Consider the following 18,774-nt stretch of genomic DNA (forward strand, 5'->3'; position numbering starts at 1 on the left):
AGATACGTTTGTCATGGGCCACGACTGTCTCGGGTCACGACGATGGGAGAAGCGGGCGATGGGCGCTGAGGTCGAGGGTGTGCCGGTGTCGGCGCTGGAGCGGCACGCGGAGCTGACCGAGCTGGTCGAGGAGGCCAACTGGCGTTACCACGTGCTCGACTCGCCGACCGTGAGCGACGCGCAGTACGACGGATGGATGCGTGAGCTGCGCGAGCTGGAGGAGCGGAGCCCGAGCCTTCGCACGCCCGACTCGCCCACCCAGAAGATCGGCGCGCCGATCTCCAGCGACTTCACCCCGGTCAGTCACCTGCAGCGCATGGAGAGCCTCGACAACGCCTTCAACGCCGACGACCTCGCCTCCTGGCGGGCGAGGGCCGAGCGGCTGGCCGAGCGCGACCCCGCGCCCTACCTGTGCGAGCTGAAGATCGACGGCCTGGCGATCGCGCTGCTCTACGAGAAGGGGCGCCTCACCAGGGGCGCGACCAGGGGTGACGGCCGCGTCGGCGACGACGTGACGGCCAACGTCCGCACGATCGCCAACATCCCCCACCGCCTGACCGGCGACGAGGTGCCCGACGTGGTGGAGGTGAGGGGCGAGGTCTACATCCCCGTCGAGGAGTTCGAGAAGCTCAACGAGCAGCTGGTCGAGGCGGGCAAGGCGCCGTTCGCCAACCCGCGTAACTCCGCGGCGGGCTCCCTGCGGCAGAAGGACCCGCGCATCACCGCCCAGCGGCCGCTCTACATGATCGTTCACGGGGTCGGCAGGTGGGAGGGCGCCACCGCCCCCCGCACCCAGTCGGAGATCTACGAACGGCTCGGGGGGTTCGGCCTGCCGGTCAGCGACCTCTACCGGGTCGTCGACGATCTCGACGGCATCAACGCCTTCATCGAGTTCTACCGCGAGCACCGTCACGACCCGGCCTACGAGATCGACGGCGTCGTGGTCAAGGTCAACCGCATCGAGCTGCAGAACAACCTGGGCTCGACCAGCAGGGCCCCGCGCTGGGCGATCGCCTACAAATACCCGCCGGAGGAGGTCAACACGAAGCTCCGCGACATCCAGGTCGCGGTGGGCCGCACCGGCAGGGTCACCCCGTACGGCGTCATGGAGCCGATCGTCGTGGCGGGTTCCACGGTCGAGCGGGCCACGCTGCACAACGCCTCGGAGGTGGCGCGCAAGGGCGTGCTGATCGGTGACACCGTGGTGCTGCGCAAGGCGGGCGACGTCATTCCCGAGATCGTCGGCCCGGTCGTGGACCTGCGTGACGGCGCCGAGCGCGAGTTCGTGATGCCGGAGCACTGCCCGGAGTGCGGCACCCTGCTGGCGTACGAGAAGGAGGGCGACGCCGACCTGCGCTGCCCCAACACCAGGGCGTGCCCCGCCCAGCTCCGCGAGCGCATCTTCTTCGCGGCCGGGCGCAGGGCGTTCGACGTCGAAGGGCTGGGCTACGTGGCGGCCACCGCGCTGACCCAGCCGTTGCCGCCGCAGGAGCCGCCGGTCCGCACCGAGGCCGACCTGTTCGACCTGACGATGGAGCGGCTGCTGCCGATCAGGTCGGTGGTCCGCGACCCCGACACCGGCCTGCCCAAAACCGATGCGGAGAGCGGGGAGCCGAAGGTCGTCACCTTCTTCGCCAACCAGAGCGGCGAGCCGAGCAAGAACGCGGAGAAGATGCTGGAGCAGTTGGAGAAGGCGAAGACCCAGCCGGTCTGGCGGGTGCTCGTCGCGCTCTCCATCCGGCATGTCGGCCCTCCGACGGCCCAGGCGATCGCCGACGAGTTCCGCTCGATCCCCGCGATCGCGGAGGCGTCGGAGGAGGAGCTCGCCGCCGTCGAGGGCGTCGGCCCGCGCGTGGCCGCGGCGATTCACGACTGGTTCACGGTCGACTGGCATCGGGAGATCGTCGACAGGTGGGCCGCGGCCGGAGTCCGGATGGTCGACGACCCCCCGGCCGAGCAGCTCCCGCAGACCCTGGCCGGTCTCACCTTCGTGGTGACCGGCACACTCACCGACTTCACCCGTGACGAGGCGGGCGAGGCCCTGGCCGCCCGCGGCGGCAAGGTCTCGGCGTCGGTGTCGAAGAAGACCTCCTTCGTGGTGGTGGGGGAGAACGCCGGTTCCAAGTTCGACAAGGCGGTCAAGCTCGGTGTGCCGATCCTCGACGAGGCGGGTCTGCGGGTCCTGCTGAGCGAGGGGCCCGAGGCGGCGTCGGAGCTCACGGTGAAGCCCGAGGAGTAGGGGTCACCCCAGACTTGTGTCTCAAAAACGTGTGAATTGTCAGTGACAGAACGTGCGCAATCGGTTTCGCGAAGTGGCCCGTAGGCCGTACTCTCCCATAGTGAACTAATGGGGGTTTTTTACTCATGGCCGACCCAATCGACACTCGCGACACCGGACCGCGACCGGGAACGCCCCTGTGGGCCTATCTCGCCGCCGTCATCACGATGGGGTTCACCGCGCTCGTCGTATCCCTGCTGGGCACGAACGTGGCCGAGAGCGCGGAGCTCGTCCGCAGCCCGCTGTTCTGGATGCTCGCGGCCCTCATCGTGCTGGGCGAGCTGCGGCCGGTGGTCCTGTCGTCGTCGATGACGGTGGGGGGCACCTACCCGTCGACCATGTTCACCTTCGCCGCGCTGCTCCACTACGGCCTGCCGGTCGCCGTACTGCTGCAGGCGGTCGCCATGATTGTCAACGGGGCCGTCACCCGCAAGGCGATCCATCGGATCATGTTCAACATCGCGCAGGTGACGATGGCCTGCGGCGCGGCCGGGCTGGTGCTCGGGCTGTTCGGCGACCGGGCCGTCACGGTGACCGCCTGGGTGCCGACGGGCTCCGACCTGCTCGCGATCGGGCTGGCCGGGCTCGCGTACTTCGTGGTCCGGGCCCTGCTGGTCTCCGGCGCGGTGGCGCTGCACGAGCGCAGGTCGATCTACCGGGTGATCAGGACCACCATCGGCCACCAGAGCCTCGTCTACACGGGGCTGCTCGGCCTGGCCCCGCTCGTCGTGGTGGTGATGAACCACTCACCGGCCCTGGTGCCGCTTTTCCTGGCGCCGATGGTGGCGGTGTACTTCACCGCCACCATGTCGGTCCGCCGCGACCACCAGGCGACGCACGACGTGCTGACCGGGCTGCCCAACCGCAAGATGCTCGTGCTCAGCACGGAGGAGGCGCTCGCCGAGGCGCGCGACGGCGAGCGGGTCGGCCTGTTCCTGCTCGACCTCGACAGGTTCAAGGAGATCAACGACACCCTCGGGCACCCGGTCGGCGACCGGCTCCTGCAGCTGGTCGCGCACCGCCTCACCCACAGCGTCCGGCCCGGCGACGTGGTCGCCAGACTCGGCGGCGACGAGTTCGCCGTCCTGCTGCCCTCGGTGAGGGACGCCGCTGCGGCGAGGGAGGTGGCGGCCCGCCTGCGGGTGGCGATCACCGAGCCGGTCCGGCTGGAGGGCATGAGCTTCGACCTGGACGCCTCGTTCGGCATCGCCATCTACCCCGACCACGCGCCCGACTTCGAGATGCTCCTGCAACGCTCCGACGTGGCGATGTACCTCGCGAAGGAGAGCAGGAGCGGGGTCGAGATCTACGCCGCCGACAAGGACCGCAACAGTCCGGAACGTCTCAATCTTCTCGGCGACCTGCGCAGGGCGATCGACCGCTCCGAGCTCCGGCTGCACTACCAGCCCAAGCTTGACCTGGCAGGAGGGCAGGTCAGGGGTGTGGAGGCGCTGCTGCGGTGGCGCCACCCCGAGCGGGGGATGATCCCTCCGGGGGAGTTCGTGCCGATGGCCGAGCAGTCCTACCTGATGCGCCATCTCACCGGATACGTCATCGACGCCGCGCTGGAGCAGGCCGCCCACTGGTGGCACACCGGCCTGCACGAGCAGATCTCCGTCAACATCTCGGCCCGCGACCTGCTCGACTGCGCTCTCTCCGACCAACTGGGGGAGGGGCTGGCGCGATACCGGCTGCCGCCCAAGGCGATCCAGCTGGAGGTCACCGAGCGCATCCTGATGACCGACCAGGCCTACACCGACGGGGCCGTTCGAGCCCTCACCTCGCTGGGAGTGCCGCTCGCGCTGGACGATTTCGGCACCGGCTACTCCTCGCTGGTGCGCCTGCAGCGCCTTCCCGTCGCCGAGGTCAAGATCGACTCCTCGTTCGTCCGCCGCATCGGCGAGTCCAAGGACGACGAGCGGATCGTCCGCTCCATCATCGACCTGGTCCGCTCCCTCGGGCTGCGCTCGGTCGCCGAGGGCGTCGAGTCGGAGGAGGTCGCCAAGCGTCTGGCCGACATGGGCTGCGATCTCGGCCAGGGCTGGCTGTTCGCCGAACCCATGTCCGCTGCTGACGCGACCGTATGGTTGCGCGAACATCGAGCCATCGCCACCCACGACCTCGGCTTCCTGCGCCGCACCGAGATCCTCGACCCCCAGAGGGCCTAGGTCGGCATCGGGGCGGCATCGAGGACGGGCCGCCATGCCGTCGGGGACGTCCACGCACCCGGATGTCCCGGCCGTACGGCCCCGCGTTCCGCACGTGCCCCCCGATCGGCACGGGGGTGATCACCCGCTGGGCGGGAGCGGATACGGCTGCCGGCTCGCGACGATGCGGTGCGTACCGGCGACGGGGTCAGCTCCAAGCCCGGATGAGATCGTCGGGGCCGTACGCGGCGGTGAGACCGGTGCAGGAGACTCCGCCGTGTGAGACCGCGACGAGCGGAACGAGCTCGTCCGTCAGGACCGCTCGGTGTCTGGCCAGGGCGGCGAGGTCGTGGTCGTCGAACGAGGCGTTCTCCAGCCACTTGATCGACCCCAGGAAGCACAGCCGCCGGGCGATCGGCCCCCTGTCCGCACCCACGAGGTCGATCTCCACGTCGTTGCTCCTGGTCCAGTAGGAGCCGATCGCCGGCGCCTCCGGCAGCCGGTCGTCGGGGAGCAGCCGGGCCAGTGACTCGCGTATGAGAGGTTCCACGGCTCGGCCCCGCCAGGTGCTCCACTGCGAGGCGAACCGCCGTATGGTCAGGTCACCCCTGCGACGCTCTATCTCGGGCATGTGCGGCCGGACGAAGTGGAGCCAGAAGCGCAGGTAGGGGTCGGTCACGCGGTATCGGCGCTCTTTGGAAGGGCGGGTGGACAGCGGCAGGTCACCGGTGACGATCCCCTTGGAGGTGAGGAGCTCGGCCGCCCTGGAGAGGGTGCTGTGCGAGATCCCGCCCGCGCCTCTGGCGATGTTGGTGAACGTGCGCTCGCCGCTGCCGATGGCCCGGAGCACCTCACTCGCCTGGGCGGTGGAGGGGAACTCGGCCGCGAGGGAGCGCTCGGCGGACACCAGAAGGGCCGAGACCGGGTTCGTCAGGGCGGCGTGCAGATATTCCCAGAGCGACGCCCCACGAGGCCACTCCCCGCAGATAAGGGGGAGACCGCCGGTGACGAGGGCCGCGTCGAACGCGTCGGCGGCCGTGAGGCGGAGCATCTGCTGGATCTCACGGGGGTTGAGGGGCCCGACGACCATCTCGGTGCCACGCTGGTGGAAGGGGCGCTCGTAGCTGTTCAGCGCCTCCATCATGGACAGGTCGGATCCGATGAGGATCAGCAGCACAGGCTTGCGGCTGAGAAACCGGTCCCAGGCGCGCTGGAGCAGTCCCTCGAAGGCGTCGACGCGGTCCATGAGATAGGGGACCTCGTCGATCACGACGATGGACGGGTTGTCGTCGGGAAGCGCGTCCGCCAGCAGCTGCAGTGCTCCGTTCCAGGTGCCGGGTGCCGCATCGGAGAACGCGTTCCTGCCTGGCAGGTCCGACATCGCGACGTCGGCCATGATCTGGTGGAGCTCGCTCTGGGCGTCCGCCCGTGCCGAGGTGTAGAAGAGCGACGGCAGGCCGCTGCGGGCGATGAACTCCTCGGCCAGGGCCGACTTGCCGATTCGCCTGCGCCCTCGGATCAGCACGCACCGCCCGGGACGCCCGGTCGTCGCCTCCGTCCGGACGCGGTCGAGCAGGGAGGCGAGAGCCGCCAGCTCGCGCTCCCTGCCGATGAACTCGCCCACGCCTCCTCCAATACTTCCATTGGCGATACTATCGCTGAAGATACTATCGACAGCGATAGTATCTTCAGCGAAAATGGAAGCGTACTTCCAACAAGTGCGCTTCTGTGCGATGAGGAGCGTGGTCCGCGTTCCCCTCCGGAAGGGCGCACGGCCGATCGTTCGCACGGGACGAGACGGGCGGCTCCCTCCGGCGCGTAAGGTTCTCGCCGGATGTCGCCCGGGTCCGTGATGAAAGACGATTCGCGATCGGTGGCCCGCCGGGACCGTGGTCGTGGCCCCGTCCGGACCCGCACCGGCGGACTTCAGGAGGCTTCCCGCGAGAGGCGACGGCCGGGATACGGTCTGACCGCCTTGAGTAAGAGATCTTCGCTTGGTTGCGGCGGTGTAATGAGTCGGGACCCTCAGGTCGCGAGCCATAGGATGACAGTGTCCAATTGCCATTCCACGAAACGGGTTCAACGACTCATGTCCGCCATAACCCGCGACGAGGTCGCTCACCTCGCCCGGCTGTCCCGGCTGGCGCTGGCCGACGAGGAGCTCGACCACTTCGCCGCCCAGCTCGATGTGATCATCGGTGCGGTCGCCCGCGTCGCCGAGGTGGCGGCCGACGACATCCCGCCGTCCTCGCACGCGCTCCCCCTCACCAACGTCTACCGTCCCGACGAGGTGCGACCCAGTCTGACGCCGCAGGAGGCGCTGTCCGGCGCCCCGGCGGTCGAGGACGACCGCTTCCGCGTCCCGCGCATCCTCGGGGAGGAAGCATGAGCCTCATCCGCAAGTCCGCCGCGGACCTCGGCGCGCTGATCGCGAGCGGCGAGGTCTCCGCCGTCGAGGTCGCCCAGGCCCACCTCGACCGGATGGCCGCCGTCGAGCCGAAGGTGAACGCCTTCCTCCACGTCGACGCCGAGACGACCCTGGAACAGGCGCGCGCCGTCGACGCCCGCAGGGCCGCCGGCGAGGAGCTCGGCCCGCTGGCCGGGGTGCCGATCGCGCACAAGGACGTCTTCACCACCAGGGACATGCCGACCACGGCCGGATCGAAGATCCTCCAGGGCTGGAGGCCGCCGTACGACGCGACCGTGACCCGCCGCCTGCGCGAGTCCGGGCTGGTCATCCTCGGCAAGACCAACCTCGACGAGTTCGCGATGGGCTCCTCCACCGAGAACTCGGCGTACGGCGTCACCCACAACCCCTGGGACCTCTCCCGCATCCCCGGTGGCTCCTCGGGCGGCTCCTCCGCCGCGGTCGCCGCGTACGAGGCCCCGCTGTCCACCGGCACCGACACCGGCGGCTCGATCCGCCAGCCCGCCGCGGTCACCGGCATCGTGGGCATGAAGCCCACCTATGGCGGTTCGTCCCGATACGGCCTGATCGCCTTCGCGAGCTCGCTCGACACCCCGGGCCCCTTCGCCCGCAACGTGCTCGACGCGGCGCTGCTGCACGAGGCGTTCTCCGGGCACGACGTGATGGACTCCACCTCCGTCGACGCCCCGGTGCCCTCGGTCGTCGAGGCGGCGCGCAACGGCGACGTGGCGGGGCTGCGCATCGGCGTGGTCAAGGAGTTCGGCGGCGACGGCTACCAGGCGGGTGTGCTCGCGCGCTTCCACGAGACCGTGGAGCTGCTGGAGTCGCTGGGCGCGAAGGTCTTCGAGGTCTCCTGCCCGTCGTTCACCACCGCGCTCCCGGCGTACTACCTCATCGCCCCCTCGGAGTGCTCCTCCAACCTGGCCCGCTTCGACGCGATGCGCTACGGCCTGCGCGTCGGCGACGACGGCACCCGCAGCGCCGAGGAGGTCATGGCCCTGACCCGTGCCCAGGGTTTCGGCCCCGAGGTCAAGCGCCGCATCATCCTGGGCACGTACGCGCTGTCCAGCGGTTACTACGACGCCTACTACGGGCAGGCGCAGAAGGTCCGCACGCTCATCGCACGCGACTTCGAGGCCGCCTTCCAGCAGGTGGACGTGCTCATCTCGCCGACGACGCCCACCACGGCGTTCCCGATCGGCGAGCGCGCCGACGACCCCATGGCGATGTACCTGGCCGACCTGTGCACCATCCCGACCAACCTGGCGGGCAACGCGGCGATCTCCGTGCCGTGCGGCCTGGCCGACGAGGACGGACTGCCCGTCGGTCTGCAGATCATGGCCCCGGTGCTCGGCGACGACCGCTGCTACCGGGTCGGCGCCGCGGTGGAGAGGGCACTCCAGAGCCGGTGGGGCGGCGACCTGCTGTCCAAAGCGCCGGAGCTGTAGGGCTTTTCCGGGACCGTGGGGCGAGGGTTCGTGGGGCTAGGGGGAGACAGGTGACAGGGAGAACGGTGGCATGATCACTCGGATCGAGATCGACGGGTTCAAGTCCTTCTTGAGCTTCGATCTCGATGTGCCGCCCTTCCTCGCGCTGGTCGGTCCCAACGCGAGCGGCAAGTCGAACCTCTTCGACGCCGTGGGGTTCGTGGCGGCCGAGATCGAAGGTTCCGGGGGGCTGCTCGGGGCGACCCGAGGGCTGCCCGGAGAGCAGTTCCACCGGGTCGCCCACGGCTCGGCGGTGCCGGGGTTCGTCGTCTCGGTGGAGGCACTGGTCACCCCGGAGCCGGGCTCCGTGGTCCCGGTCAGGTTCGACGTGGGCGCGGAGATGGTGCTGAAGATCCCCAGATCCAGCGGTGCCGTCGTCAGCCACGCGGTCCAGCGGATCCCCGAGGAGCTGCTGGAGCTCATGGTCGAGGACCCCGACCCGGAGGGCACACCTCGCCGTACGGTCCAGTCGTGGCGCCGATACTCGCCGTCACCGGCGGCGATGCGCCGCCGGTGCCCCTTGGCCGACCGGGGGCCGCTCGCGGCCGACGGCGCGAACCTGGCCGCGGTGCTCGGACGGATGGCGGGCACGGGGGCGCTGGCCGACCTCGCGGCCGACCTCGCCGGGGTGGTTCCCGACGTCATCGGCCTGGTGCCGCGCGTCGAGCGCGGGGAGTGCTCCTTCGAACTGCTCGTCGACGGCCAGGGAGTGGTTCCCGCGGCGCTGCTGTCCGACGGCACCCTGCGGATCCTCGGTCTCCTCACCGCCCTGCACGATCCCGACCACCCGGGCACGCTGCTGGTGGAGGAGATCGAGAACGGTGTCCACCCGGCTCGTCTCGGCGAGCTGCTCCGGCGGGTGCGCCGCCGGATCACCGTGCCCGGAGGTTCCGAGCCGCTGCGGCAGCTCATCCTCACCAGCCAGTCCCCGATCGTCGTCGCCGAGGTCTACCGGACCGAGCCGGACGCGCTCACGTTCCTCGACACCGCGGTCCGCGTCGACCCCGACAACGACCGGGTCTCGCGGGTGACCGTGGCCAAGTCGATCCAGCCGGACGGCGAGCCCGGAACGTTCGTCTCGCCCCGGCAGGTCCGCGAATACCTGGGAGCGGCGGCATGAGCAGCCGCCCCCTGGTGCCGGGACTCATCGCGGAAGGGGAGGTCGACGAGGGCTTTCTCGGCATCGTGATCTCCAGGCAGCTGCGCGAGCTCACCTGGATGTCGCCGTACGCCGTCGACGTCGAGGCGACGAAGGTCGTCTCCTGCGACCGGGAGCACCTGGTCGCCGCGCTGGAGGAGCTCGCGGCCGACTGCCACCTGGTCTTCACGCACGAGGACGAGCGGGAGCGCCGCCGCAGAGACGGTGTCCGCTATCACTCGCACTACCTGGTGCCGGTGATCGGGCTGGGTGAGACCGAGGGCTGGATGCTCGCCGACCCCGCCGCGTGGGCGAAACTGGAGGGCAGCGACCTCGGCAGGCTGCCCACGCGACCCCGCGACGTCGAGAGGATCTCCGACCCCGCGGGGGTGCTGGCCACGACCGTCCCCCGGCGTGGCAAGCCCGCCCGCGACTACTTCGAGTACATAGGACGCAACATCGACCTCGCCGTTCTGGCCCAGGTGCCCGCCTACGCGAACTGGGTGGCCGAGACGAGGAACGCGTTGAAGGGACTTGGATATCTGTGACGTTTTCTATGGAAGCGGTGAACGACAATTGAGCGCCGAGAGAGCCCGACGCAGTGAGCGTAGTGGCGCGCGAGGAACGAGCGCTCCGCGTAGCGAGCGAGGAGTGGTGAACGACAATGAGCGCTGAGACGTTGATGCCGTACGACGAGGCGCTGGAGCGCTTCGAGCCGGTGCTCGGCCTGGAGACACACGTCGAGCTGGGTACGGCGTCGAAGATGTTCTGCGGCTGCCCGACCGCGTTCGGCGCCCCGCCGAATACGCACGTCTGCCCGGTCTGCCTGGCGCTGCCCGGCTCGCTGCCGACGGCGAACGCCGCCGCGATCGAGGCGACGATCCGCATCGGCCTCGCGCTCAACTGCTCCATCGCCGAGTGGTGCCGCTTCGCCCGGAAGAACTACTTCTATCCGGACATGCCGAAGAACTACCAGATCAGCCAGTACGACGAGCCGCTCTGCTTCGACGGTTACCTCGACGTCGAGGTCGACGGCAAGACCGTCAGGATCGAGATCGAGCGTGTCCACCTGGAGGAGGACACCGGCAAGTCCACCCACGTGGGTGGCGCGACCGGCCGCATCCACGGCGCCGACTACTCGATCGTCGACTACAACCGGGCGGGCATCCCGCTGGTGGAGATCGTCACCAAGCCGATCCCGGGGACCGACAGGCTCGCCCCCGAGGTCGCCCGCGCCTACGGCACCGAGCTGCGCGAGCTGGTGCGCGGTCTCGGTGTCTCCGACGTGCGCATGGAGGAGGGCTCCATGCGCTTCGACGTGAACGTCTCCCTCATGCCGCGCGGCTCCTCGGAGTGGGGCACCCGCACCGAGACCAAGAACGTCAACTCGCTGCGCAGCGTCGAGCGTTCCGTACGGGGTGAGATCGAGCGCCAGGCCGCGATCCTGGCCGACGGCGGCCGGATCATCCAGGAGACCCGCCACTTCCACGAGAACACCGGCACCACCACCTCGGGACGGTCCAAGGAGGAGGCGCAGGACTACCGCTACTTCCCCGAGCCCGACCTGGTGCCGATCGCCCCCGACCCCGCCTGGGTCGCGACCCTCAAGGCCGCCCTGCCCGAGCTGCCGGGCACGCGGCGCAAGCGGCTCCAGCAGGAGTGGGGCGTCTCCGACCTGGACATGGCCTCCATGCACAACGCCGACGCCATCTCCCTGGTCGAGGCGACGGTCGCCGCGGGCGCCCCGCCCGCGGACGCCCGCAAGTGGTGGATGGGCGAGCTGGCCCGCCGCGCCAACGAGGCCGGGCTCCCGCTGAGCGCGCTGAGCATCACCCCCGACCAGATCGCCAGGGTGTGCGCGATGGTCGCCGGGGGAGCGCTGAACGACAAGCTGGCCCGCCAGGTGCTTGAGGGCGTGCTGAACGGCGAGGGCTCTCCCGACGAGGTGGTGGCCGCCCGCGGCCTGCAGATCGTCAACGACGAGGGCGAGCTCATGGAGATCATCGACCAGGTCCTGGCGAGCAACGCCGACGCGGCCGACAAGGTCCGCAGCGGCAAGGTCGCCGCCGTCGGCGCCCTGGTCGGCGGCGTCATGAAGGCGAGCAGGGGCAAGGCCGACGCGGGCCGCGCCCGCGAGCTCATCCTGGAGCGCCTCGGCGTCTCCGGCTGACCGGGCGATCCGCGTGCGGGGTTTCCCGGAGGCTCACGCGACGGGCTGAGAGTGGCCCGCGCGTGAGGCTTCCGGGAAGCCCACGCGGAAGGTGCCGCGAGGATCTCGCGCGACGGCGTCCGAGAGGTCGCGCCGGAGGTTCCGTGAAAAGATCGCGCGACGGCGTCCGAGAGCCCGCGCCGGAGATTTCACGGCCGGTCCGCGCGAAGGTCTCTTCGATGTCGCGCGGGGTGCGTGAGGTTAGTTCGATGTGGTCTGGGCGGTTACGAGTTCGGCGTACCTGCCGGCGGTGGCCATCAGTTCGTCGTGGGTGCCGCGTTCCACGACGCGTCCGGAGTCGATCACCAGGATCAGGTCGGCGTCCCTGATCGTGCTCAGCCGGTGGGCGATCACGATGCGGGTCTGGGTGAGCCAGAACAGGTTGGACTCGATGGTCGCCTCGGTGGCGCTGTCCAGGTTGCTGGTGGCCTCGTCGAGCAGCAGGATCTTCGGCCGCGGCAGGATCGCGCGGGCGAGCGAGAGCCGCTGACGCTGGCCGCCGGAGAGGCCGCCGCCGTCGGTCAGCATCGTCTCGTACTTCATCGGCATCGCCATGATCTCCTCGTGCAGCGCCGCCACCTCGGCCGCGGCGACGACCCGCTCCAGGGGGGCGTCCGGGAGGTTCAGTGCGATGTTCTCCCTGATCGATCCGCTGAACAGGGAGGAGTCCTGGCCGACCACGCCGAACTGGCGGCGCAGGGTGCGCAGGTTGAGCTCGGAGGCCGGAACGCCGTCGTACAGGATCTCGCCCTCCACCGGGGTGTGCAGGGTGAGCAGCAGCCTGGCCAGCGTGCTCTTGCCGGAGCCCGAGGCGCCCACCAGCGCGACCTTCTGACCCGGCCGGATGGAGACCGAGACGTCCCTCACCACCCACGGGCCGCGGGGGTCGTGCCGGAAGCCCACGCCGCGCAACTCCACCGCGCCGCGCAGCCGGAGCACCTCGATGCCTTCGCTGGGTTCGGGTTCCGAGGCCAGGATGTCGGAGAGCCGGTCGAAGTGCGCGCCCGCCTGCTGCAGGCTCTGCAGGCCGGTCATGAGCGAGCCCAGCGGAGTGAGGGCGCCGAGCGCGATGGCGTTGAGCGCGATCAGCGCGCCCACGGTCAGCTCCCCGTCGAGGACCCGCCACGTGCCGAGCCACAGCAGGCCGAGCGGGGCGACCACCCGGATCGCGGACAGCGCCGCCTCCACCAGGCCCCGGGTGAGGCCGCTGCGCACGTCGGCGTTGAGCTGCTCGGTGAAGTGGGCCGACCACTGCTCCACCGCCCGGCTCTCGGCCCCGGAGGCCTTCAGCGTCTCGATGCCGGTGATCGCCTGGATGAGGCTGCTCTGCGACGCGGAGTAGGCGGTCAGCTCCCGCTGGGTGAGGAGGTTGATCCGGCGGGTGGTGGCCAGCACCAGGAGCCCCTGAGCCACGATCACCCCGGTCAGAGCGAGCCCGAAGACGGGATCCCAGACGTAGACGAGTACGAGGTAGCCGATGGCGAGCGGGCCGTCCAGCAGCGCCGCCACGATCTGGCCGGTGAGGATGTCGCGCAGTGTGGAGACGCTGGCGGCCCTGGTCAGCAGGTCGCCCTTGCCGCGCTGCGCGAAGTACCGGTACGGCAGCGTCACCAGGTGGCCGATCACCCCCTCGGTGAGTTCCTGGTCGGCGCGGGCTCGTACCGCCACCAGCAGCGCCGCCCGTAGGTAACCGATCACGAACTGGGCCACCCCGGCCAGCAGCACGGCCCCGCCGAGGAGGGGGAGCAGGTCGGCTCCCCGCGAAGGAATGACCTTGTCGATCAGCAGCTGGGAGAGGAGGGGCAGGGCCAGGCCCAGTAGTTGCAGCAACAGCGAGGCGGCGATGACCTGCGCGAGCAGGCCGCGGCGGCGGCGGAACAGGGTGCGGACGAACTCGCGCCGCCAGGCGCTCGCCATCGAGGACGTGCCGCGATGGAACCCCTCGCCGGGTTCGAAGACCAGCAGTACGCCGGTGAACCCGGCGCCGAACTCCTCCGCGGTGAGGCGGCGGCGGCCCTGCCCGGGGTCGACGAGGTCCACCCGGTCGGGTGACCAGCGCTCGACCACCACGAAGTGGTTGAACTCCCAGTGTGCGACCGCGGGCAGCGGCACACGCGCCAGGTCCTCGGGGGCGAGGGAGAAGGCACGCGCCTTCAGGCCGTGTTCGCGGGCACCCTCCACGATGGCCTTGGCGCTCAGTCCGTCCCTGCCGACCTGGAGCCGTTCGGACACCTGGTGCAGCGTGGTGCGGTGGCCGTGGTGGCAGAGCACCATCGCCAGGCACGCCGCGCCGCACTCGGTGACGCTGTTCTGCAGCAGGACCGGTACGCGGTTCCTCATCCGCCCGCTCCCAGCACGAGCGTGATCAGCGTGGCACCGGCCGCCAGGATGGCGGCCACCACGATCCACAGCAGCAGGAACGACGGACCGCTGATCACCAGCGGCATCCTGGCGGCGGCGCGGGACCGGGCATGCCGGCGCAGCGCCTCCTCCCGGTAGATGGGCCGCCCGTGGCCGCTCCCCGAGGGGGGACCGGCCGGTGAGGACGGTGTCGGCGCGGCGGGGCCGGCCGCGGAGGGGGGCCGCGTACGGTACCCCTCGTTGTCCTCCCAGTGCCTCACCCGGTGCCGGCCGGGCGCCGGGACGGCCTGTGTGCTGTCCGGATCGATCACGACCAGTGCCACTCGATCGTGGCCGAGGCGCGACGTTCCGCCAGCCAGCGGGCGAACGCGGCGCGTCCGGCGGCGGCGAGGGTCTCGGCGTCGTCGGTGGCCGGGCTCCTGGACAGGACGGCGCCGGTCAGGAAGCCGCCGTCGGGCAGCTCCACCGGGCCGACGACCCGGCCGGGCACCGCACCGCGCAGTGCCTCGGGCAGATCCGTCTCCCAGCGGGTCGCGAAGGTCACCACCGTCTCCTCCGCTGGCGTCCCCTCCCCGAAGGAGGTCAGGGCGGCGAGGAGGTCGGCCGTGGCGGCGGCGGTCACCTTCTCTTCGCCGGTGATCCACACGGCCCTGACCCGGGCGAAGGCGCCGGGGTTCGCGGCCAGGTGGCCCGGGGCGAGTTCCGCCTCCTTGTCCCGGCGGAAGCGGCGGCGGCGGGCGATCCCGGTGATGTACGCCTCGAACTGCTCGCCGGACATCCCGGCCTCGGTCATCCAGGCCAGGGTCGACGCGCGGTCGTGCAGCCCTCTGCCCCTGCGGAACTCGTCGGCCGTCGCCTGGAGGTCGGCGGCGGTGAGCGGTTCGGCGCCGGCGGCTTCTTCGGCGGCCTCGACGAGCAGGCACTGGTCGACGATCTCCTGGTACGGCGACGCGTCCCTCCGGGAGAGGGAGCGCAGCATGGTCAGCGCCTGGGGAACCGTCACGTCCACGTCGTTGACGCTGACCAGATACCCGGCCGCCCAGTGCGTCGAGTGGTCGATCAGCCAGGGCACCCCGTCCTCGGGAGGGGCGGTCAGCGCGACCGTGCCGCCTTCGGGATGGTCGAGGAGCAGGTCGTAGTCGACCACCGGGGTTCCGGGGCGCCGGTCGACGACGAGCTGTGCCCGGATCTCCGGGTGCCGCGCCGCCCACTCGCCGACGGCACGGTGGGCGTCGGCGACGCCCGCGTCGCGGCGGGGCAGCGTACGGAGCAGGGAGACCCCGGATCGCAGGGCCTGCGCGAAATCGGTCACGGTTTCTCTCCGTTCATGAGCCAGCCCGCGATCGCGTCGCTGACGGGCAGTCCGCTCCACAGCTCGACGAACCCCCACGCGCCGTTGGAGTTCAGTTCCAGGAAGACGTACTCGCCGCCGGGGGTGACGATGAGGTCCAGGGCCGCGTAGGTCAGGCCGACGTCGGCGACCAGCCGGGCACAGCGCGACGCCACCTCGGCGGGCAGTTCGTGCACGCCGTACCTGACCCGGTCGTTGTCGTAGTGCCGCCAGTCGTCCCTCGCCGTCCTGGAGGCCGACGCGTCGATCTCCGCGGCGAACACGCGCTCTCCCACGACGATCACCCGCAGCTCGACCGCCTTGGGGACGTAGGGCTGCAGGATCACCGGCTCGTGCTGGAGGCGGTGCCGGGAGGTCAGGTGGCGGCGGGTGACCACGGTCGTGAACGCGCGGTGTTCGGCGCCGTCGACCTGGAACGGCTCGGCGGTGATCTGCTTGGCGACCAGCCGCTCCGCCGATTCGTACGCTTCTGCGAGTTCGGCGGGGTCGTTGGTGTAGACCGTGTCGGGTACGGAGAAGCCCAGCTCGATCGCACGCGCCATGTGGAAGATCTTGTTGTGCGCGCGGCGTTCGTCCGCACGGCGTCCGGGCAGCCAGCGCGCGGGCAGGAGGCTCCACACCCCGTCCAGCATGAACTCCGCCTGCCGGTCGACGTGCGCGCGGTGACTCGGCTCGGCCACGGTGTCGGCCGCGGAGGGCGCGCCCGGACGGCTGCGCCAGACCGCGGTGATCCGGGACAGATCGATCGTCTCCGCGCCGGTGTCCAGCAGCAGCCGTCGTTCCCCGCCGGTGAACGACGCGGTGATCCGGCTGCGGCTCGGGAAGTCACCGGTGTCCCACCACAGCACCGGCGTCCCCGAGCAGGTCGCGGTGGTGTTCGCGTCGCCGTTCGCTCCCACCAGGTGAGCGCCGCGCCGCCGGAGTGCGGCCACGACCCTCTCGACCGCCCCGTCACCCCGCCTGCTGATGATCAGAATCACTGTCCGGTCCCGTCTCGAAGGCGCGGCGGAACGGGCCTCCCGTCCCGCCGCGCCGTGTTCGTCCGATGCGCCGTCCGCCGAGGGCCGGCCCGTCTCACCGGGGGTGAGGTCCCGTCGGTGGGCCGGCCCGATCAGCCGCTGGATCCGCGGACTAGTACTGCCACCACTCGCACGGCAGGTCCTTCTTCCACGCGCTGACCGACCACTTGCCGCCGGACACCTCGCCCAGCTCGGCCTCGGCGAGCTCGGCACCCTCGAAGGGCAGGTCGTCAATCGTGATCTTCGACATGATCATTCCTCTCGGCCGCGTCGTCGCGGCCCCGACTGGTCCTCCGGCCTCGGTGTAGAGAGCCGGTCACCGGGTTCCCGCTTTCGGCCCCCGGTTCTACGGAGGAACCTAGGAACGATCACTTGTGGACCACTTGTGTTCCGCTTGGGGGCACGAGGGGCCGGGGGCCGTGGCCGCCCGGAACAAAGCCCGCAACGCCACCTGGACCACCGGCGGAACCGGCCCGGTGACGGATGTCGAGGATCCTTTCGGTCGCCTGCGTGCCCCTAATCGGAAGGGCCTCTTTTATGTGGTAATTCACATTTCTGAAACTGAACAGGTGTTGACGAAATTCTTGATGGCTTGCACAGTAATCACTGCAGTCTCACCTTTAACTCCGGCATGACCTGACCTCACGATCGGAAGAACGTCGAATGAAAAAGCTCCTGGCATTCGCCGCCGCGACGTTGACGGCCGCCGCAGGGATGGCCGTTGCGGCCGTTCCCGCTCATGCGGACCCGGTGAGCAGTGCTTTCGTCCTGTCGGCGGCCCCGGCCGTGGACGCGGTGGTTGTGGCGGACGGGGTGCGCCTGCGATCGAGCCCGGGAGGGTCGACGGTCATCGGCTATCTCTACTACGGCGATTACGGGCAGATTCTCAACCCGAACTCGACGGGCGGCTGGTGCAACTTCCGGCTGGGCGCCAGGTCGGCCTCGGGATTGCCCTCCGGCACCACGGGATGGGTTTCGTGCAGCTATCTGGCAAGGGAGGACGGCTGGAAATTCAACGGACCGGCCGTCGACACCCTGCGGGAATAGCCTCCTTTCCCGGACAAGACCCGGCCGCCCGGCTCCCCACAACCGGGCGGCCGTTTCCCGTTTCCCGTTCCCCCGTTTCCCGTCGCGGGCCCTCGCGGGCGTGTCGTAGGCCCGTCGTGGGCCCGTCGTGGGCCCGGCGCAGGGGTCCGGCAGCACGTCGTGACGCCCCGCCGTCGCGTCATCCGTCCAGGAGTTTGAGGCCGATGACGCCGACCAGGATGAGCGCGAGGCAGCCGAGCCTGGCGGGCGCCGCGCTCTCGCCCAGGGCGACGACGCCCACGGCGGCGACCCCGAGCGCGCCGAGTCCGACCCAGACCGCGTACGCGGTGCCCAGGGGCAGGGTCCTGAGCGCGAAGGTGAGCATGACGAAGCTCAGGACCGCCGCCGTCACCCCGAAGAACGCCGGCCAGAACCGGGTGAACCCGTCCGAGCGTTCGAGCGCGGTGGCCCAGACGATCTCCAGTGCGGCCGCCGTGAGAAGCAGAACCCAGGCCATGGCGGTCAGGCCGTGCTGCCCGCGTCGACGGTGATGGTGGCGCCGGTGATGTTCCTGCCACCCTCTCCCGCCAGGTGCGCGACGGTGGCGGCGATGTCGCCGGGGTCGCAGTAGCGGGCCAGGGCGGTGAGGCGCCGTTCCTCCTCCGCCTCGGGGCCGTCGGCGGGGTTCATCTCGGTGTCGGTCGAGCCGGGCTGGACGAGGTTGGCCGTGATGCCCCGCGGGCCCAGGTCCCTGGCGAGGCCCTTCGTCAGGCCGACCAGTGCGGACTTGCTCATCGCGTAAAGGGTCCACCCCGGGTACGGCACGCGTTCGGCGAGGCTGCTGCCGATGCAGATGATCCGGCCGCCCTCGCCCATGTGCCGGGCGGCGGCCTGGGCCAGCACGAACGAGGCGCGCGAGTGGATCGCGAGCGTGCGGTCGACCTCGGCGAGCGTCACCTCCTCCAGCGGTCCGAACGGGGCGATGCCTGCATTACCGACCACGATGTCGATCCGCCCGAACTCGGTGATCGTCCGTTCGACCGCGGCGACGAGCGCGCCCGCGTCGGTGGCCTCCGCCGCCATGGCCAGCCCACGGGCGCCGGCGGCCTCGATCTCCTTGACGACCGCCGCCGCCCGCTCCTCCGAGCGCGCGTACGTGATCACCACGTCGGTGCCCTCCGCGGCGAGGCGTACGGCGATGGCGGCGCCGATCCCACGGCTTCCCCCGGTGACGAGGGCGACCCTGCGTGTCATGGTGTGCTCCTTAAGCGGAATTGGTTCCGCTTAACCATAAAGCGGAACTTATTCCGCTTACAAGCCTCCAGTAGCC

General features: G+C 70.4%; 16 protein-coding genes. 8 read left to right on the forward strand and 8 right to left on the reverse strand.

The window, feature by feature from the left end; all coding sequences use genetic code 11:
• Positions 1-58 precede the first annotated feature (58 nt).
• Together ligA and ABZ664_RS13195 are read left to right on the forward strand one after the other, a co-directional pair.
• Complete coding sequence (gene ligA / locus ABZ664_RS13190; protein WP_362507699.1) at positions 59-2,239, forward strand: NAD-dependent DNA ligase LigA; 2,181 nt, start codon at positions 59-61, stop codon at positions 2,237-2,239.
• Between the two features lie 125 nt (positions 2,240-2,364).
• Positions 2,365-4,446 carry an EAL domain-containing protein gene (locus ABZ664_RS13195; RefSeq protein ID WP_362507702.1) on the forward strand — a complete coding sequence of 694 codons (2,082 nt, stop codon included), beginning with the start codon at positions 2,365-2,367 and terminating at the stop codon, positions 4,444-4,446.
• A gap of 187 nt (positions 4,447-4,633) precedes the next feature.
• Here the strand turns inward: ABZ664_RS13195 and ABZ664_RS13200 are convergent, their stop codons facing one another.
• The gene (locus ABZ664_RS13200) at positions 4,634-6,049 is read right to left on the reverse strand and encodes an ATP-binding protein (protein WP_362507705.1); all 1,416 of its coding nucleotides are present in this window, start codon (positions 6,047-6,049) and stop codon (positions 4,634-4,636) included.
• Between the two features lie 465 nt (positions 6,050-6,514).
• Here ABZ664_RS13200 and gatC point away from each other — a divergent pair, with 465 nt between their 5' ends.
• From gatC to gatB, 5 genes are all read left to right on the forward strand, one after another.
• Positions 6,515-6,814 (forward strand): Asp-tRNA(Asn)/Glu-tRNA(Gln) amidotransferase subunit GatC, encoded by a 300-nt coding sequence (gatC, locus tag ABZ664_RS13205; RefSeq protein WP_350947603.1) that lies wholly within the window; start codon positions 6,515-6,517, stop codon positions 6,812-6,814.
• Entirely contained in the window at positions 6,811-8,301 is a 1,491-nt protein-coding gene (gatA, locus tag ABZ664_RS13210) for an Asp-tRNA(Asn)/Glu-tRNA(Gln) amidotransferase subunit GatA (RefSeq protein ID WP_362507709.1), read from the forward strand. The genes gatC and gatA overlap by 4 nt, the downstream gene beginning before the upstream one ends.
• A gap of 70 nt (positions 8,302-8,371) precedes the next feature.
• Positions 8,372-9,460 carry an AAA family ATPase gene (locus tag ABZ664_RS13215; RefSeq protein WP_362507712.1) on the forward strand — a complete coding sequence of 363 codons (1,089 nt, stop codon included), beginning with the start codon at positions 8,372-8,374 and terminating at the stop codon, positions 9,458-9,460.
• Positions 9,457-10,026: a hypothetical protein gene (locus ABZ664_RS13220; protein WP_362507715.1), complete on the forward strand. Its 570-nt coding sequence runs from the start codon at positions 9,457-9,459 to the stop codon at positions 10,024-10,026. Before ABZ664_RS13215 ends, ABZ664_RS13220 begins: the two co-directional genes overlap by 4 nt.
• Positions 10,027-10,142: 116 nt before the next feature.
• Positions 10,143-11,648 carry an Asp-tRNA(Asn)/Glu-tRNA(Gln) amidotransferase subunit GatB gene (gatB, locus tag ABZ664_RS13225; RefSeq protein WP_362507718.1) on the forward strand — a complete coding sequence of 502 codons (1,506 nt, stop codon included), beginning with the start codon at positions 10,143-10,145 and terminating at the stop codon, positions 11,646-11,648.
• A 240-nt stretch (positions 11,649-11,888) separates the two neighbouring features.
• Here the strand turns inward: gatB and ABZ664_RS13230 are convergent, their stop codons facing one another.
• The 5 genes from ABZ664_RS13230 to ABZ664_RS13250 form a co-directional block, all read right to left on the reverse strand.
• Positions 11,889-14,027: a peptidase domain-containing ABC transporter gene (locus tag ABZ664_RS13230; RefSeq protein ID WP_362507721.1), complete on the reverse strand. Its 2,139-nt coding sequence runs from the start codon at positions 14,025-14,027 to the stop codon at positions 11,889-11,891.
• Positions 14,024-14,359 carry a hypothetical protein gene (locus tag ABZ664_RS13235; protein WP_362507724.1) on the reverse strand — a complete coding sequence of 112 codons (336 nt, stop codon included), beginning with the start codon at positions 14,357-14,359 and terminating at the stop codon, positions 14,024-14,026. Before ABZ664_RS13235 ends, ABZ664_RS13230 begins: the two co-directional genes overlap by 4 nt.
• Positions 14,356-15,360, reverse strand: coding sequence for a TIGR04500 family putative peptide maturation system protein (locus ABZ664_RS13240; protein ID WP_362507727.1), 1,005 nt, complete (start codon positions 15,358-15,360; stop codon positions 14,356-14,358). Before ABZ664_RS13240 ends, ABZ664_RS13235 begins: the two co-directional genes overlap by 4 nt.
• The gene (locus ABZ664_RS13245; RefSeq protein ID WP_362507730.1) at positions 15,357-16,379 is read right to left on the reverse strand and encodes an MvdC/MvdD family ATP grasp protein; all 1,023 of its coding nucleotides are present in this window, start codon (positions 16,377-16,379) and stop codon (positions 15,357-15,359) included. Before ABZ664_RS13245 ends, ABZ664_RS13240 begins: the two co-directional genes overlap by 4 nt.
• A gap of 151 nt (positions 16,380-16,530) precedes the next feature.
• Positions 16,531-16,668: a putative ATP-grasp target RiPP gene (locus ABZ664_RS13250; protein WP_350947614.1), complete on the reverse strand. Its 138-nt coding sequence runs from the start codon at positions 16,666-16,668 to the stop codon at positions 16,531-16,533.
• Between the two features lie 413 nt (positions 16,669-17,081).
• Between ABZ664_RS13250 and ABZ664_RS13255 the strand changes: the two genes are divergently transcribed.
• A complete protein-coding gene (locus ABZ664_RS13255) occupies positions 17,082-17,465 on the forward strand; it encodes an SH3 domain-containing protein (RefSeq protein ID WP_362507733.1) in 384 nt (127 codons plus the stop codon).
• Positions 17,466-17,643: 178 nt separating this feature from the next.
• On the opposite strand, the gene ABZ664_RS13260 is transcribed toward ABZ664_RS13255, so the two are convergent.
• The gene (locus tag ABZ664_RS13260) at positions 17,644-17,961 is read right to left on the reverse strand and encodes a multidrug efflux SMR transporter (protein WP_362507736.1); all 318 of its coding nucleotides are present in this window, start codon (positions 17,959-17,961) and stop codon (positions 17,644-17,646) included.
• Positions 17,962-17,966: 5 nt separating this feature from the next.
• The gene (locus tag ABZ664_RS13265) at positions 17,967-18,698 is read right to left on the reverse strand and encodes an SDR family oxidoreductase (RefSeq protein ID WP_362507739.1); all 732 of its coding nucleotides are present in this window, start codon (positions 18,696-18,698) and stop codon (positions 17,967-17,969) included.
• Between the last annotated feature and the right edge of the window lie 76 nt (positions 18,699-18,774).

It is taken from the genome of Streptosporangium sp. NPDC006930, assembly GCF_040635605.1.
Lineage (GTDB): Bacteria > Actinomycetota > Actinomycetes > Streptosporangiales > Streptosporangiaceae > Streptosporangium.

What these genes read in the sequence shown, in the direction of transcription:
- gatB (WP_362507718.1), top strand. Translation starts at nt 10,143, where the DNA reads ATGAGCGCTGAGACGTTGATGCCGTACGACGAGGCGCTGGAGCGCTTC.
- gatA (WP_362507709.1), top strand. Translation starts at nt 6,811, where the DNA reads ATGAGCCTCATCCGCAAGTCCGCCGCGGACCTCGGCGCGCTGATCGCG.
- ABZ664_RS13195 (WP_362507702.1), top strand. Translation starts at nt 2,365, where the DNA reads ATGGCCGACCCAATCGACACTCGCGACACCGGACCGCGACCGGGAACG.
- ABZ664_RS13215 (WP_362507712.1), top strand. Translation starts at nt 8,372, where the DNA reads ATGATCACTCGGATCGAGATCGACGGGTTCAAGTCCTTCTTGAGCTTC.
- ligA (WP_362507699.1), top strand. Translation starts at nt 59, where the DNA reads ATGGGCGCTGAGGTCGAGGGTGTGCCGGTGTCGGCGCTGGAGCGGCAC.
- ABZ664_RS13265 (WP_362507739.1), bottom strand. Translation starts at nt 18,698, where the DNA reads ATGACACGCAGGGTCGCCCTCGTCACCGGGGGAAGCCGTGGGATCGGC.
- ABZ664_RS13230 (WP_362507721.1), bottom strand. Translation starts at nt 14,027, where the DNA reads ATGAGGAACCGCGTACCGGTCCTGCTGCAGAACAGCGTCACCGAGTGC.
- ABZ664_RS13220 (WP_362507715.1), top strand. Translation starts at nt 9,457, where the DNA reads ATGAGCAGCCGCCCCCTGGTGCCGGGACTCATCGCGGAAGGGGAGGTC.
- gatC (WP_350947603.1), top strand. Translation starts at nt 6,515, where the DNA reads ATGTCCGCCATAACCCGCGACGAGGTCGCTCACCTCGCCCGGCTGTCC.
- ABZ664_RS13250 (WP_350947614.1), bottom strand. Translation starts at nt 16,668, where the DNA reads ATGTCGAAGATCACGATTGACGACCTGCCCTTCGAGGGTGCCGAGCTC.
- ABZ664_RS13255 (WP_362507733.1), top strand. Translation starts at nt 17,082, where the DNA reads ATGAAAAAGCTCCTGGCATTCGCCGCCGCGACGTTGACGGCCGCCGCA.
- ABZ664_RS13260 (WP_362507736.1), bottom strand. Translation starts at nt 17,961, where the DNA reads ATGGCCTGGGTTCTGCTTCTCACGGCGGCCGCACTGGAGATCGTCTGG.